The 16,182-nt window shown below is 40.2% G+C and carries 12 protein-coding genes; 6 read left to right on the forward strand and 6 right to left on the reverse strand.

Translation table 11 applies throughout. From position 1 onward, the window contains the following. Positions 1 to 73: 73 nt before the first annotated feature. On the reverse strand, positions 74 to 808 hold the full coding sequence (locus KME09_19765; GenBank protein ID MBW4536178.1) for a molecular chaperone DnaJ: 735 nt from the start codon (positions 806 to 808) through the stop codon (positions 74 to 76). Positions 809 to 991: 183 nt separating this feature from the next. Further along, on the reverse strand, positions 992 to 2,167 hold the full coding sequence (dxr, locus tag KME09_19770; protein ID MBW4536179.1) for a 1-deoxy-D-xylulose-5-phosphate reductoisomerase: 1,176 nt from the start codon (positions 2,165 to 2,167) through the stop codon (positions 992 to 994). A gap of 173 nt (positions 2,168 to 2,340) precedes the next feature. Here dxr and KME09_19775 point away from each other — a divergent pair, with 173 nt between their 5' ends. The 3 genes from KME09_19775 (at position 2,341) to KME09_19785 (ending at position 4,481) form a co-directional block, all read left to right on the forward strand. Next, entirely contained in the window at positions 2,341 to 2,754 is a 414-nt protein-coding gene (locus KME09_19775) for a DUF4112 domain-containing protein (protein ID MBW4536180.1), read from the forward strand. Between the two features lie 56 nt (positions 2,755 to 2,810). Continuing rightward, positions 2,811 to 3,053 (forward strand): hypothetical protein, encoded by a 243-nt coding sequence (locus KME09_19780; protein MBW4536181.1) that lies wholly within the window; start codon positions 2,811 to 2,813, stop codon positions 3,051 to 3,053. Positions 3,054 to 3,701: 648 nt separating this feature from the next. Beyond that, positions 3,702 to 4,481, forward strand: a complete 780-nt coding sequence (locus tag KME09_19785; GenBank protein MBW4536182.1) for a DUF4079 domain-containing protein — start codon at positions 3,702 to 3,704, stop codon at positions 4,479 to 4,481. Positions 4,482 to 4,500: 19 nt separating this feature from the next. On the opposite strand, the gene KME09_19790 is transcribed toward KME09_19785, so the two are convergent. Together KME09_19790 and KME09_19795 are read right to left on the reverse strand one after the other, a co-directional pair. Next, positions 4,501 to 5,016 (reverse strand): pentapeptide repeat-containing protein, encoded by a 516-nt coding sequence (locus KME09_19790; GenBank protein ID MBW4536183.1) that lies wholly within the window; start codon positions 5,014 to 5,016, stop codon positions 4,501 to 4,503. A 44-nt stretch (positions 5,017 to 5,060) separates the two neighbouring features. Next, positions 5,061 to 5,894, reverse strand: coding sequence for a LytR C-terminal domain-containing protein (locus KME09_19795; GenBank protein MBW4536184.1), 834 nt, complete (start codon positions 5,892 to 5,894; stop codon positions 5,061 to 5,063). A gap of 342 nt (positions 5,895 to 6,236) precedes the next feature. Here KME09_19795 and KME09_19800 point away from each other — a divergent pair, with 342 nt between their 5' ends. Beyond that, positions 6,237 to 7,298 (forward strand): mannose-1-phosphate guanylyltransferase, encoded by a 1,062-nt coding sequence (locus KME09_19800; protein MBW4536185.1) that lies wholly within the window; start codon positions 6,237 to 6,239, stop codon positions 7,296 to 7,298. A 148-nt stretch (positions 7,299 to 7,446) separates the two neighbouring features. Here KME09_19800 and psaB read toward each other — a convergent pair whose 3' ends face one another. Continuing rightward, positions 7,447 to 9,645: a photosystem I core protein PsaB gene (gene psaB / locus KME09_19805; GenBank protein MBW4536186.1), complete on the reverse strand. Its 2,199-nt coding sequence runs from the start codon at positions 9,643 to 9,645 to the stop codon at positions 7,447 to 7,449. A gap of 311 nt (positions 9,646 to 9,956) precedes the next feature. After that, positions 9,957 to 12,218 carry a photosystem I core protein PsaA gene (gene psaA / locus KME09_19810; GenBank protein ID MBW4536187.1) on the reverse strand — a complete coding sequence of 754 codons (2,262 nt, stop codon included), beginning with the start codon at positions 12,216 to 12,218 and terminating at the stop codon, positions 9,957 to 9,959. Between the two features lie 473 nt (positions 12,219 to 12,691). On the opposite strand from psaA, the gene KME09_19815 reads away from it, so the two are divergent. Beyond that, positions 12,692 to 14,230, forward strand: coding sequence for a hypothetical protein (locus KME09_19815; GenBank protein MBW4536188.1), 1,539 nt, complete (start codon positions 12,692 to 12,694; stop codon positions 14,228 to 14,230). 238 nt (positions 14,231 to 14,468) lie between these two features. Continuing rightward, a complete protein-coding gene (serA, locus tag KME09_19820) occupies positions 14,469 to 16,064 on the forward strand; it encodes a phosphoglycerate dehydrogenase (protein MBW4536189.1) in 1,596 nt (531 codons plus the stop codon). Positions 16,065 to 16,182 lie beyond the last annotated feature (118 nt).

Genomic DNA, 16,182 nt, shown 5'->3' on the forward strand with positions numbered 1-16,182 from the left:
TTAGCTATGGAAAACTCCTTACATTTAAACGTTTTTAATCGTAACGTTTTTGGACATCAGTTTCCTACTTTACTTAAAGACTGTTCATAGTGTTGTTACTCTCGGCTGAATTTTTTAAATATCTTTGAGAAACAGACCAAGCAGTATTGACTAACTGCATTGCTCGTTCTGAACCGTCCAAATCAGGATGATATTTAAAGCCCATTTTACGGTAGGATGGGCGGCCAAAAGCAATAAACGCCACAGCATACCAAATTACGTCTAAACCATCAACGATGTAGTTTTGATAGGTTTTATATTCTTCTAAATAGTTAGCTACCAGCTTTTGATAAACTTTTTCGGCATTAGGTAAAGCCTGCTTAATCTCGTCGATGGTAATCGAGTATTGAGAGTAATCTTGAGCGATCGTTTTCGACTGTGTTGGCTCGGTCGATGTTTGTTTAAACAGTGGTGAATTTAGCAGAGCTTGATTAGTATCCTCAACTGATTCGGTAGAAATAGAAGAATATAAAGTACTCAATAAATCCTGATTGTCCTGACACTCATGATGTAGCTCTAGAAAATCTTTAGACAAGTTAGAAATACGTTCTAACTTATTGAGCTTAGGTCTTAATTCTTCTGCTTGAGTATAAAGTTTCAATGCCTCTTCATCTAATTCATTACGTCGTCTTTGTAACTGTTTTAGCTCAGTTTCTAAATTCAAAATGAGTTCGGTAACCTCAGCCTGTTCGCGTTGATTTTCTTGCTCATTACGCTCAATTTGCTCTAGTTGAGACCTGATTTGAGCCATAGTTTCGTCAATATCCATATTCTAATTAAATAGCAAATATAAATGTAATTTAGGAGCAGCTAAATCTAGCCAGCCAACACAAACTCAATTAAAAACTGAAACAGTTTTAATTTACCAGTTATTGCCTACAGTTTATAATTCTATTATCAGTAAGTATGGAGTAACTTAATACAAACAAAACAATTGCCTAAGATATCTTTACTATTTATTTAACTTGATTAATTGAGCATCCAACACCGCCTGTCTTGCCCATCGATCTGCTGCTAAAATATCATCGAGACTGGGTTTAAGGGTATTTTGACTAGTAAAGCGATCGCAAACAGTTTCAATTAATCGTGGAATATCTAAAAAGCCAATCTTTTCGCTTAAAAACAGCGCCACTACTTGTTCATTTGCTGCATTTAACACCGCAGGCATTAATCCTCCTGCTCGTCCCGCAGCGTAGGCAAGCTGCATACAGGGATACTTTTGATGGTCGGGTTCACGGAAAGTAAGATCCCCCGCCTTAACTAAGTCTAATTGCTCCCAATCAGTGTAAATACGCTCAGGCCAAGATAAGGCATAGAGTAGAGGTAAACGCATATCAGGCCAGCCTAGTTGTGCCAATACTGATGTATCTTGTACTTCAATTAAAGAGTGGATAATGCTTTGAGGGTGAATCACAATATCGATGTGGTCATAGTCAAGATTGAACAGATAATGAGCCTCAATGACTTCTAATCCTTTGTTCATTAAGGTAGCCGAATCAATGGTAATTTTTTGTCCCATTGACCAATTAGGATGCTTGAGGGCATCTTGTACTGTCACGGAGCTAAGTTGCTCTACGCTCAGATCGCGAAATGAACCACCAGAAGCCGTGAGTATAATCCGTTTTAATCCGCCATCAGGAACACCTTGGAGACACTGAAAAATGGCTGAGTGTTCTGAGTCAGCAGGCAGCAGTTTAACACCATGTTTTTTCACTAATGGCAGCACCACAGGCGCACCAGCAATCAGAGTTTCTTTATTCGCCAGGGCAATATCTTTTCCCGCTTCAATCGCCGCAATAGTAGGTAACAAGCCAGCACAGCCAACAATACCCGTAACGACGCTCTGGGCATCACCATAACGAGCAACTTCGCAGATACCTTCTTGACCAACTAAAATTTGGGGTTGGCAAGGACTAGATGCGATTGCCGCTTGTAATTCAGGCAGTTTACTTTCATTGCCCAAGGCTACTATTTCGGGTTTAAAAGTAAGAATTTGCTCTGCCAAGAGGTTAACATTATTTCCTGCTGCTAAACCCACTACTCGAAACTGTTCGGGATGATGGGTAACAATGTCGAGAGTTTGTGTTCCAATAGAGCCAGTCGAACCCAAAATAGTAATTGCTTTCATGGTGCTTGATATATATAAAGATCTGCTCTTACTATAAATTCTTGAGCGGGACATCGTTAAGATTTTTTTAATCTTTAAATACCTCTGACGAGAGATTACGCCCTTAAAGCGATCGCTTTAGGATTATGTCGTATCCTAAACAAGTAAGCTAGCTAAACTTTTTGATGACATAGATGAATAAAATACAACAGTTAGAGAAGCTCCGCCGAATTCGTAAGATTGCCAAACTATTAGATACGGCAATTGGTATTCCTGGAACTAAGTTTCGCATTGGTTTAGACCCAATTTTAGGTTTAATTCCAGGAGGAGGAGACTTAGTTGGAGCAGCAATTTCTGCCTACATGATTTATCTTGCCACTAGTTTTGGCTTAGAAAAGTCTAAAGTCAACCAAATGATTAAGAATATTGCCATAGAAACTACAGTTGGTTTTGTTCCCATCTTTGGCGATCTTTTTGATGCTTATTTTAAAGCAAATATCCGCAATCTTGATATTTTAGAACAACACCTGGCTCAGACAGATGAGCTTAAAGAAATCCAAAAAGATGCCTCAGCGTCGATTGCCTACGATCAATCGTTAGCAGGATGAGAGCAGCGAATAGATGTGTAAAACTTAAGCATTATATTTACATTATTTAGACAAAAATGCTTCAAGGAATAGAACTAATTGACTGCGCTAAAGCCAATGCTAAACAAGGAGTAGGTGTCGCTGCTGCTCTATCAGGATATGAACAAAATGTAGATCTGTTTATTGAAAATCTGCAAGAAGCCTGTCAACAGATTGGTGTAAAGATCGACGAACTTGAAGATCTGATTACAGATCAGCAGGTAGCTAAAGAGAATCGTCAAGTAATAGAAATTTCACCAGACACAGTTGACGAACTTTAATCAATGGTCAACTTAACAAGCTACGGTAATTTATTTAGGTGCAGTACGGCGATCGCCTATGATTAAACTTAGGTAGATAGCTTAGATCGTCACTGCCATCTTCATCGCCAAACAAAATCTATTCAATCTCTTCGGGAATAGACGGTAAACCACATCAACAATTATGTTGATAATTTATCTGAGGTTCAAATAATACTTCTGTGGCGATCGCTACTACCATGCTCTAGTAGCCGAATTTTAGTTATAGTCATTCCAAATAAAAAACATACGATTTTGTTGGGTTTCACGCTTGGTTCTACCCAACCAAAAGAGCGCGTCCACATTAATTTGTTGGGTTAAAATATTGCGCCTATTGAATGTAGACTAACATTTTAAGATTTTATTAACCCAGCATTTTAGTCTAGACGCTTTACTACCAAGTCTCTTATTACTTTTGAGAAATGGTATTAGATCTAAGTTTTGTAGATCTTGAATTACCCCTGGAATCATAGCTTCTTCATTTCCCACAGGAATGATTACCAATACGTTACACAAATCGAAAGAAGCCACAAAGATTTGATTATAGCCCTGCGTAACAACGTTAGGATATCTTTTAAATACTACTTCTTATTTCCTACTTCCTACTTCCTACTTTCTTTTGTAGATGCCATGAATTCACATATCTGGAGTTTAATTACCTCGCAGCAGTACTTAGCCTTTTCTAAATTAGGGAATGAGGATTTAGTCGCTTTGATTCATCCTGCATTAGTCATCATCTTTGTTTTTCCGCTGGTGGGAATTGTCACCAACTTTGCTTGGCAAACCCGTCAGCGTCGTTTAGCTGTCAAACAAGATAAAAATAAAATTCCTGCACTGGTAGGTAGAGAGCATGTTAAATTCGGTCGCTGGTTAGCGACTAGCGTCGTCGTCGCATCTTTGATTGCGTTAGCCTATTCCATTGTTTATAAAAGTTTTATCCAAAAAAGTCTTTGGACTAAAAATAATCCTCAAGCAGTTTTAATTATCTTAATATTTATAGCCACGATCGCCTCTCTGATTCTATTATTGCGTGCTAGACCTAAGCTTTGGCGAGGTATTTTTGCCACCCTCACAGGAATGGGTTTAGTGGTTATCGGGCAACAAGATGGAGTATGGCGACTATCAGATGAATGGTATTGGTCACACTATTATCTGGGGATAGCTGTTTCTCTCTTGATGATTTTAGCGATCGCCATTGTAGATGATATTTATCGCAGCATGACGATCCGCAATCTCCATATTGTTCTAAATTGCTTGGCACTACTCCTTTTTATTGGTCAAGGCATTACGGGAGCAAGAGATTTATTAGAAATTCCGCCTGTAGGTAAACCAAAGCCCAAAAAAGCTGCGGTAGAAATGGTAATTCCTGTCAAACTATCTCAGTCTATTAACCGCGCTCCCCAGATGTAGCCTACTAATTTTTTGCTAGTTAATCTCGACAACCTAGACTAGATCTAGTTTCCACCCCAGTAACAGGATTAGTTCCTTCAGCTCTTTTACACATTAAATAAATCTGATAGCGGTCTAAAATTGCTCCTGTAAAGTCTGCGCCTGTAATATTTGCCCCCTCAAAAATGGTGCTGGTGGCGACTGCATCCTGAAAAATGGCGTTAGTTAAATCAGAATTTTCAAAAGAAACTCGATCCATCAACGAGCTAGTAAAGTTTGAGTCTTTGAGGTTGGTATTAATAAAAATCCCTTTAGTTAAAATCGAATTACTCACATCCGAACCTTCAAAGTTAGCGCCTCTGGCATCTGCTGCGGCAAACACACCACCGACTAAATTCTTGTGAGAAAAATCTTGTTGTCGTATTTCACTATAGGTATAGTTAACCGCATTGTCTTGAGCGATCGCGGGAGTGGCATCTAATAATACCCAAATAATCGCGATCGCCACAAGCAATAAAATGCCAAAAAAACGCCGTCTTAGTTGAGATAAGAGCATAAACAAATCAGAGTAAATTAATATGATCGATGTTGATTTGATGATTAGCGGTCAAAACGATAGTTAGTAGATAAAAGCGCATCTTCTCCTAGCTGAAGGACTAATTTTGGTTGTTGTAGGGTCGATTTTGCTTCTAAGTTACCAAATCCTAAAATATTTTTCAGATAATTGGCTGTTTCTACTTGACCATAATTTGACACAATGTTGGTTTGTTTTAATTTTAGCGGGATGTGTTTCACTAAATAAACATGGCGAAAATTTCGCTGTCTTAAATAAGCGACAACTTGCCTACCTAATTCAGGATTATTGGTAGTATTCTGCACCGCCACTAAATTGTCCTGAACAGGATGTTGTCTTGCCAGCAAGCTAGTTTGATCGCTAGATAATGGCTTTGGTCGAGCTATCGTAGATGTTGCCAGTTGCTGATTATTTTTAATCGCTTTACTAGGTGTATATTCTGGTAGTAAATTTACACGTAGAGGATCTGGTTTTAGCTCTTTAATCAAAGTTTGCTCCTCAACCGAAGTTAATGGTGAAGCATTCCCCTGAAGTCTTTGAGCTACTTGTTGTTCGACTAGATCGATGTTAGTTAAGGCAGCACCACCAATCGCCGACGAAATTGAGGTTAAACTAACTAATCCTCCCCAAAAAAGACCTTGATTAAAATATGACCAGGATGAATGTCGCCACCAAAACCACAAAAATTGCTGAAATGAGTTAATCTGATGAGGGTTTGATGATTGTTCGCTAACGAGATCGCCTTCGCTAAGGCCTGAGCGCAATTGATCTAACTCAACTTGATTGTTTTCTTCGGCTACAGTGTCGTTTTCCCTTTGGCAGGAGGATATTTTGCTATTAGGCGATCGCTTCTGATTCATGCAAATTATTTGGATTTTTATACTGTGATTATTAATTGAATATTAGTTAAGTACCTTATTGATTTTTTAAAAGATCTTAAATTTAACTTATTTGGAATATAAAAAACTGATTGAATCTCATGCTTGTTCTAAGAAAATTATGGATATATTCTGCATTTATTGCCAGAATTGCTTAGATTTAAATTTGGTCACATTGAGCAAAATTCTAGGTTACATATTACCACCGTAATTTATAACTATTGCTTTGAAAAAAGTGCTTGATCGACTTTACTAATTGAAATTTCTTGAGTAAGTTTACTTAATATTGTTTTTAATGTCCTACTTCTATTATCGAAAAAGCAAATGGAACTAAAATTAATCCCAATTATTCTAGCTGGTGGCAAAGGAGAGCGTTTTTGGCCAGTGAGCCGTCTTAAAAGACCAAAACAGTTTCTTTGTCTAGATGGTAGTGGTAGGAGTCTATTGCAGTCTACCGCAGATCGTCTTCTAGACTTGGCGGGAGGATGGGAAAATCTTTGGGTAATTACCTCGGAAATTATTGCTGAGGGAGTGCAGGAGCAACTACCAAATTTGCCTAAATCGAATATTTTAGTTGAGCCTCAAGGTCGAGATACTGCTGCTGCGGTAGCTTGGGCAACTTTGGAAGTAGCTAAAAAATATGGTGAGGATGTTGTGGTAGGGTTTTTTCCCTCAGATCATTGGATTGGGGATGTTGCTGCCTACAACAAAACTTTAAATGCTGCTGTCCAACAGGCGCTTTTTAAGCCATCCATTGTAACTTTAGGTATTACCCCAAATCAGCCTGCAACTGGCTATGGCTACATCGAACAAGGAGAGAAACAGGGATATTTTAATCAACTACCCGTATATCAAGTAATCCGCTTTACCGAGAAACCAGACCAAGCTACCGCCAAGTCATTTATTGAAACAGGGAATTTTAGCTGGAATAGCGGTATGTTTATTTTCCAGGCAAAAGTTGTCTTAGCCGAATTAGCTAAATATGCGCCTCAGCTGCTGCATTCTCTAGCAGAAAAAGGTCGTGATGCTTATGCCGAACTAGAAAAGGAAAGCATTGATTATGCACTAATGGAAAAAACACAGCTAGCCTATGTTTTACCTGCTAATTTTGGCTGGGACGATTTAGGTGATTGGAATGGAGTAGAGCGATTACTAAAGGGTGACCAGGATAATGTAGAGTTAGGCACTCATATTAGCAAAAATACTCAAGATGCCATAATTTACGCCAGCGATCGCGATGAAGTAATTGTGACTATTGGTCTAAAGGATGTGGTAATTGTCCGTGATGGCAAGGTAACACTCGTAGTCGATAAAAATCATACTCAGGATATCAAAGAGATAGTCAAGTCCTTGCATAATCATGCAGAATTGAAGCATCTTTTATAGACTTTTATAGAAATTAGTAGTTGTGTTTTTTGTGTTTTAAACAAGAGCTAAACATTATTTGTTTTTATATCTCAAGATCAAAAATCCCCCGCCCGAAGGCGAGGGATATATTTTTGACTATCTACTATCTAGTGAGTCTTGATTATTGCTAACCAAATTTACCAGCAGTAGAGGCAATCAGGAAGGCGGCATAGGTCAGTATATAACCCACCGTAAAGTGAGCTAGACCAACCACACGACCTTGAACGATGGACATAGCAACAGGCTTGTCTTTCCAACGAACTAGGTTCGCTAAAGGAGTACGCTCGTGCGCCCAGACAATAGTTTCGATCAACTCTTGCCAATAACCACGCCAAGAGATCAAGAACATAAAACCAGTCGCCCAAACTAGGTGTCCAAAGAGGAACATCCAAGCCCAAACAGAAAGGTTATTCACCCCATATGGGTTATAGCCGTTGATCAATTGAGCCGAGTTTGCCCAGAGATAATCGCGGAACCAACCCATCAGATAGGTTGAGTTTTCGTTGAACTGAGCAACGTTGCCCTGCCAAACACCAAGATGTTTCCAGTGCCAGTAGAAGGTTAACCAGCCCAAGGTATTAAGCATCCAGAACATAGCTAGGTAGAAGGAATCCCAAGCTGAGATATCGCAAGTACCGCCACGACCAGGGCCATCACAAGGGAAAGCAAAACCGAAGTCTTTCTTGTCTGGCATTAGCTTGGAACCACGGGCATCTAAAGCACCTTTGACCAAGATTAAAACTGTGGTGTGTAATCCTAAAGCGATCGCATGGTGAACCAAGAAATCTCCAGGCCCAATGGTCAGGAACAAGGAATTTGTGCCACTATTGATTGCGTCTAACCAACCAGGCAACCAAGCTGCACCAGTTTGAGTCACACTATCAGGATTGGAAAGCAAGACGTCGAAGCCATAAAGAGCTTTTCCAGAAGCAGCTTGAACAAACTGTGCAAACACAGGCTCGATCAAGATTTGCTTTTCAGGAGTGCCAAAAGCGACCACTACGTCATTGTGTACGTACAAACTCAAAGTGTGGAAGCCAAGGAAGAGAGACACCCAACTTAAGTGGGAAATAATCGCTTCTTTGTGCTGCAAAGCTCTTGATAGTACGTTATTTTTATTTGCTTCAGGATCGTAATCTCGAACTAGGAAGATTGCACCATGAGCAAACGCACCAACCATCAAGAATCCAGCAATATATTGATGGTGAGTATATAAAGCTGCCTGAGTTGTATAGTCCCTCGCAATAAATGCATAGGAGGGTAAAGAATACATGTGTTGTGCAACCAAGGAAGTAACTGTACCTAAACTAGCCAGAGCCAAAGCTAACTGGAAGTGGAGGGAGTTATTCAAGGTGTCATATATTCCTCTGTGTCCTTCGCCCAAACCGCCTTGAGGAGGCTTATGAGTGTCAAGAATCTCTCTAATGCTATGACCAATACCGAAATTAGTACGGTACATATGTCCTGCAATGATGAAGATAACTGCGATCGCCAAGTGGTGATGAGCAATATCTGTCAACCAGAGAGACTCCGTTTGGGGATGAAAACCACCTAGGAAAGTCAAGATAGCTGTTCCTGCTCCTTCAGAAGTACCAAATACATGACCAGCAGTATCAGGGTTCTGAGCATATACACCCCAGTTAAGGCTAAAGAATGGCCCTAAACCAGCGGGATGAGGAGGAGTGGAAAGAAAGTTATCCCAACCTACGTGCTGTCCGCGAGATTCGGGGATAGCAACGTGAACTAGGTGTCCAGTCCAAGCTAAAGAACTTACCCCAAATAAACCAGCTAAGTGGTGATTGAGGCGAGACTCAGCATTTTTGAACCAAGCCAAGCTAGGACGGAATTTTGGCTGTAAATGCAACCAACCAGCAAACAAGAAGATAGATGACAAGAGTAATAAGAAGATTGACCCTTGATATAATTCCTGGTTACTAGTCATACCAATGGTGTAAAACCAGTGATAAACCCCAGAGTAGGCAATGTTTACTGGGTTAGAAGCTCCACCTTGAGTGAAGGCATCAATTGCTGCCGATCCGAAGTGAGGATCCCAAATCGCGTGAGCGATGGGACTTGTATTTAAAGGATCTTTAATCCACTGTTCAAAGTTACCTTGCCAAGCTACATGGAACAGGGTACCGGAAGTCCACAAGAAGATAATGGCAATGTGACCAAAGTGAGAGGCGAAAATCTTTTGGTAAAGATTTTCCTCAGTCATACCATCATGCAGCTCAAAGTCATGAGCAGTGGCAATTCCGTACCAGAGCCGACGAGTAGTCGGATCTTGGGCGAGATCCTGGCTAAATTTGGGAAATTTAGTTGCCATAAGTTTATGGGTAGAATTCTCCTGTAAAGGTTGAAAATGAGCTAAATATAATTACTTATTTGCTACTCATTTCTGGCTTTTCGCTACTACCGTCAATAGTTAATATTGCTAGATAGTAATTTTGTTAAAACACGGTTGCTGATTCAGCTTGCTAGTCTCAATTTAAGTTTAAATTTTAGTAACTAACTACCGTTGGATTTCTTTACTTGCGATCGCTTCTGAACCGAAGTTCAAGATCGCAATTGTTGGTTTTGCCAATCTCACAAGAGAGATTTAACTATCTTGCAAGATTGACATTACTTTTGAAACAGCTACAACGATAGCGTTCTAGCTAAGAAGAATGCCCAGGTGGTAACAATTCCTCCTAATAAGTAGTGAGCTACACCTACTGCACGACCTTGAGTAATACTCAAAGCGCGAGGTTGAATAGCTGGAGCTACTTTTAGTTTGTTGTGCGCCCAAACGATGGACTCAATCAATTCTTGCCAATAACCACGTCCACTAAAGAGGAACATTAAGCTGAAGGCGAATACGAAGTGACCTGCTAGGAACATAATCCCATAAGCAGATAGAGCCGAACCGTAGGTGTTAATAACTTGAGAAGCCTGAGCCCACAAGAAGTCACGCAACCAACCGTTAATACAAATCGCACTTTGGGCAAAATTACCAGCGGTAATGTGAGATACCGTGCCGTCAGGAGATACCGTTCCCCAAACATCTGACTGCATTTTCCAACTAAAGTGGAAAATTACTACAGAAATTGAGTTGTACATCCAGAATAAGCCTAAGAACACATGATCCCAAGCTGATACTTGGCAAGTACCACCACGACCAGGGCCATCACAAGGGAAGCGGAAACCTAAATTAGCTTTATCTGGAATCAGGCGAGAGCTACGAGCGTAGAGAACACCTTTCAAGAGAATTAGGGCCGTTACATGGATGGTAAAAGCGTGAATATGGTGAACCATAAAGTCAGCCGTACCTAACGCAATGGGCATCATTGCTACCTTGCCACCAACCGCTACGATACCGCCACCAAAAGCATAGCTTGCTGGCTCGATCGCTGTAGGAGCAGTATTTCCTGGCGCCAAAGTATGAATGTTTTGCACCCACTGAGCAAAGATTGGCTGGAGTTGAATCGCCGTATCCGAGAACATATCTTGGGGACGACCCAAGGCTCTCATGGTGTCGTTATGAATGTACAGACCAAAGCTATGGAAGCCTAGGAAGATACAAACCCAGTTAAGGTGTGAAATAATTGCATCGCGAACACGAAGTACGCGGTCAACCACGTTATTTACATTCTTAGCTGGATCATAATCGCGCACCATATAGATCGCGGCGTGCGCTCCTGCTCCAACAATTAAGAAGGCACCAATCCACATGTGATGTGTAAACAGCGATATCTGAGTCGCATAGTCGATCGCCATGTAAGGATATGGAGGCATGGCGTACATATGTTGCGCCACGATAATTGTCAGAGAACCAAGCATTGCTAAGTTAACTGCCAATTGAGCGTGCCAAGAAGTTGTCAAGATCTCATAAAGACCTCTGTGACCTTCTCCACCAAACAATAAAGGATCTCCTTTATGACCGTCTAAAATTTCTTTCATACTATGACCAATACCAAAGTTGGTACGGTACATATGACCAGCAATAATAAACAGTACAGCAAGAGCCAAATGATGATGTGCAGTATCAGATAACCACAAACCTCCAGTTACAGGGTTCAAACCACCTTTGAAAGTCAAAAAGTCAGAATATACGCCCCAGTTGAGGGTGAAGAAAGGTCGCAGCCCTTCTGCAAAACTTGGGTATAATTCCGCCATCTTGGCACTGTCTAGGATGAACTCGTGAGGCAGAGGAATATCTGCTGGAGCAACTCCCGCATCTAACAGTTTATTAATTGGTAGAGATACGTGAATTTGGTGTCCAGCCCAGCCAAGACAACCTAAGCCTAATAAACCAGCTAAATGATGGTTCATCATTGATTCCACGTTTTGGAACCATTCCAACTTGGGCGCTCGCTTGTGGTAATGGAACCAGCCAGCAAAGATCATCAAAGCTGCCATTACTAATCCACCAATAGCTGTGCAGTACAACTGGAAGCTGTTAGTAAATCCGGAAGCTCTCCATAGATAAAAGAATCCCGATGTGATTTGGATTCCGTGGAAACCACCACCGACATCGGCATTAAGGATACCTTGACCAACAATGGGCCAAACTACTTGGGCGCTAGGTTTGATTGTAGTAGGGTCTAGAAGCCAAGCTTCATAGTTGGAAAAGCGAGCTCCGTGGAAATACATTCCGCTTAGCCAAACAAAAACCACTGCTAGATGACCAAAATGCGCACTAAATATTTTTCGCGAAATATCTTCTAAGTCACTGGTATGACTGTCAAAATCATGAGCATCAGCGTGAAGATTCCAAATCCAAGCGGTTGTTTTAGGCCCCCTGGCTAAAGTTCGGTCAAAATGACCTGGCTTGCCCCATTTCTCGAAAGAAGTTGGGACTGGATCGACATCAACTGTTACCTTGACTTTCGCCTCGTCTTTTTGAGGACTAATTGTCATGAGGATTCTCCTCTCAGGGCAATAGATTTTAGATTTAAATTTTCCTATTCTGAAGAACAGGTTTTCATTGTGTAAAAAGAGAGATCAAAAAAATCACTGCTTTTTGTACAACCTTAGCTTGCTCTCCCTTAATAGGTTTTTTGTTTCAAGCTACAGGCATTACTGTATATGATCATATGACTTAGAACTCAGCAAACCCAGTAAAGCTTAACAAAATTTTAAATGGGCGTGATTATTGTTCCAAAAGGGTTTGCAGCGCCACAGTTTCTCGGCAAAAGTATACAAAACAAAACCTATCTTTACAAAAGGCAATGTCAGTCATGGAGTCTAAATTCTCTAGATCCTGATTTAATTTATGTAAGAGAGAATTAATTCGGGTCAGGATCCCTGTCGTTTTACGGCAGAGCTTGCCTAACCGTTGGTCAGTCCAGAAAAACCAGCTTTTTATAAATAACTTTATCGGTAGATACTGAATGAAAACTGTTAAAACAATCATTATTATTTTGGTGCTTAGTTGTTTGCTCGGCTGTGAGCAGCTTAAGCTGGACAATTATACAACTGGCGATCGCTCTGCTGAAACTATTGACTTGGCAACTAGCAACAGCAATTTAGCTGAAGTAACAGCGCCAAAAATCATTAGACAGTTGAATCAAGAACTCGAACAATACAGTCCACAGGTAAGAATTGCAGCTCCTAGAGCAGGAAAAACTTTTAACCAAACAGATGTTGCCATCAAATTAGCAGTAGAAGATTTACCTGTATTTCAAGATGATCGATTGCACCTGGGTAATCATTTAAACTTAATTGTTGATAACGAACCATTTCAGTCAATCTACGCTGTGGATGAACCAATAATTATTAAAAATCTTGCGCCTGGAACTCATACCATTAGAGTATTTGCCGTAAGTCCTTGGGGAGAAAGCTTTAAAAATGAGGGTGCTTATGCTCAAACTACTTTTAATGTTTTGACTGAAACTAATGCCAATCGACCTAATGCTGACTTGCCACTACTGACTTACAACAGTCCTAATGGAACTTATGGCGCAGAACCAGTGCTGCTAGATTTTTATCTAAATAATCCTGATTCGGCGATTGCTGAAAATAATCCTGATCGGCAAAAATTGCTGGTTAAAGCAACCATTAATGGTACAAGTTTGCTCATTGAAGATTGGCAGCCTTACTATTTAACTGGATTTGAACCAGGCGAAAATTGGATTCAGCTAGAGCTAGTCGATGAGTTGGGAAATACGATCGAAAACGCTTTTAATAACACTGTTAGAGTGTTTACCTATAATCCACAACAACAAGACAACCTAGCCCAATTAGTCAGCAATAAAATATCTTTTGATGAGGCTCAATCGATAGTGAAGCAGAGCTATTATATACAGCCTGAAGGAACTCCAGAAATTATTGATTTGGAAGATAGCGCTAAACCTGAAATTATTCCCAGTGAGTTAGAAACTATTCCTGAACAATCACCAGAAGTAGCACCTGAGATTACGAATCAAGCTAATCAGCCAAAAGAATCAGAAATTAGCACTACCCAAGCACAAAGAATTTCCCCAACAGAATCTCCTACTGAGCCTAGTAATCCCCAGACTAAGGTTTTAAATGAAGTATCTGACGCTGAAACAGAAACCATCACTGATACTGATACGAGCGTCAAAACTAAAACAGATAGTGATTCATTGGATTTAGATTCAAAAGCTGCTGCTATCTTGGAATCTAATCAGGTTAAACCTAAGACTAGCGCAAGTAAGATTCTCATTACCGAGTCAAATTCCCCAGAAGAGACAGTAGCCGAGATTATTGTTCCTCAATCAAAGTCAATTGAGATTGCTGAATCAGACATTAAATCAGATATAGCGATCGCTATTCCTACTGCTCAAACTGATGACAATTCATCAGAGTCAGAATCGACTTCAACAAAATTCTTGTGGTGGAAAAAAATCTTAGTTGGGGTACGTCAAACAATAGAAGCATTAGCTAGACAATTACCCAGTGAAGTTTAACTTTTGATCTAAGTTACTTAAATTAAATTAGCAAGTTTTAACAAACTGAAAATCTTGTTAACGAATAAATAATAAGGGTTCCATTTCCCTTTAGAATAATTTACTGCACTTAATGTAAGACATTGAACCTAGAGCCAATTTAAAGATATGGTGAAAACTGGCAAATACGCTGATTTTCGCTTTAAAAACCGAGCTTATAGGTAACACCACAAGATTCTAGGGAATTAGACAACAATTCATGACTATGGCAAAAGTTCTCGTCTCCGATCCTATTGATCAAGTTGGTATTGATATCATCTCTCAAGTAGCAGAGGTAGATGTAAAAACCAAGCTGCCTTTAGCAGAGCTAATCAAAATAATTCCCGAATATGATGCTTTAATGCTGCGATCGGGTACTCAAGTTACAGCAGAAGTGATTGAGGCTGGTAAAAACCTAAAAATTATCGGGCGAGCAGGAGTTGGCGTAGATAACATTGATGTTAAAGCTGCTACCCGCAACGGTATTGTCGTGGTTAACTCTCCAGAAGGGAACACAATTGCTGCTGCGGAACACGCTTTGGCGATGATGCTTTCTCTCTCGCGTCAGATTCCTGATGCTAACCAATCCGTTAAAAATGGCAAGTGGGAACGGAAAAAGTTCGTGGGGAACGAAGTTTATAAAAAAACTTTAGGTGTAGTTGGTTTAGGTAAAATTGGCGCCCATGTTGCCAAAGTAGCCAGAGCAATGGAAATGAAGTTACTGGCATACGATCCCTTTGTGTCTACGGAACGAGCAGAAAGATTAGGCTGTAGTTTAGTAGATTTGGACTTGTTATTTAAAGAGTCAGATTACATTACGCTACATATTCCTAAAACTCCCGAAACCGCTAATTTAATTAATGCTGAAGCTTTAGCCAAAATGAAGCCTCACGTTAGAATTATTAACTGCGCTCGCGGTGGCATTATTGATGAAGCTGCTCTGGCAGAGGCACTTCAAGCAGGAAAAATTGGCGGTGCAGCACTAGATGTTTATAGCAGTGAGCCATTAGAAGAATCACCTCTAACACAAGTCGGTTCTAATCTAGTCTTAACTCCCCATTTAGGAGCTTCTACGGCTGAGGCACAGGTTAATGTGGCAATTGATGTAGCAGAGCAAATTAGAGATGTTTTATTAGGGCTTCCTGCTCGTTCTGCGGTTAACATTCCAGGTCTAAATCCAGATGTTATGCAAAAACTTAGACCATACCTAAGATTAGCAGAGACATTAGGTACAATGGCTAGTCAGTTAGCTGGAGGTCGAATTGATGAGTTAAATATCCGTTTACAGGGAGAGTTAGCTAATAACGATAGTCAGCCAATCATTGTTGCTGCTTTAAAAGGATTACTTTCTCAAGCTTTAAGAGAACGGGTAAACTACGTTAATGCAGCTATTGAAGCCCAAGAGCGAGGCATTAGAGTAATTGAAACTAAAGATAGTTCGACTCGTGATTATTCTGGTGGTTCACTACACATTGAGGCTCAGGGAGCTAACGGTAAACACTCTGTTACAGGAGCTTTATTAAGTGAAGGCGAAATCAGAATCACTAATTTAGACGAGTTTCCCATTAATGTTCCACCGAATGACAATATGTTGTTTACCTTGCACCGAGATATGCCAGGATTGATCGGTAAAATTGGCTCTTTACTGGGTAGCTATAACGTTAACATTGCCAGTATGCAAGTAGGACGCAAAATTGTTCGAGGTGAAGCTGTTATGGTACTCAGCTTAGACGATCCTCTGCCAGAAGGAATCTTACAAGAGATTATTAAAGTAGACGGTATAAGAGATGCTTATACGGTTAAACTCTCAGTTTAAAACTTAAAGTTTGCTCGATTAAATGGTGCTAATGTCATTTCGTCGAGCAGCAAGTCAAATATCGTTAAACTTGAGTCTAAATAATTGCTGGGAAAGTTTAAAGTTAGTGGATTTTCCA

The organism is Pleurocapsa minor HA4230-MV1, assembly GCA_019359095.1.
GTDB lineage: Bacteria > Cyanobacteriota > Cyanobacteriia > Cyanobacteriales > Xenococcaceae > Waterburya > Waterburya minor.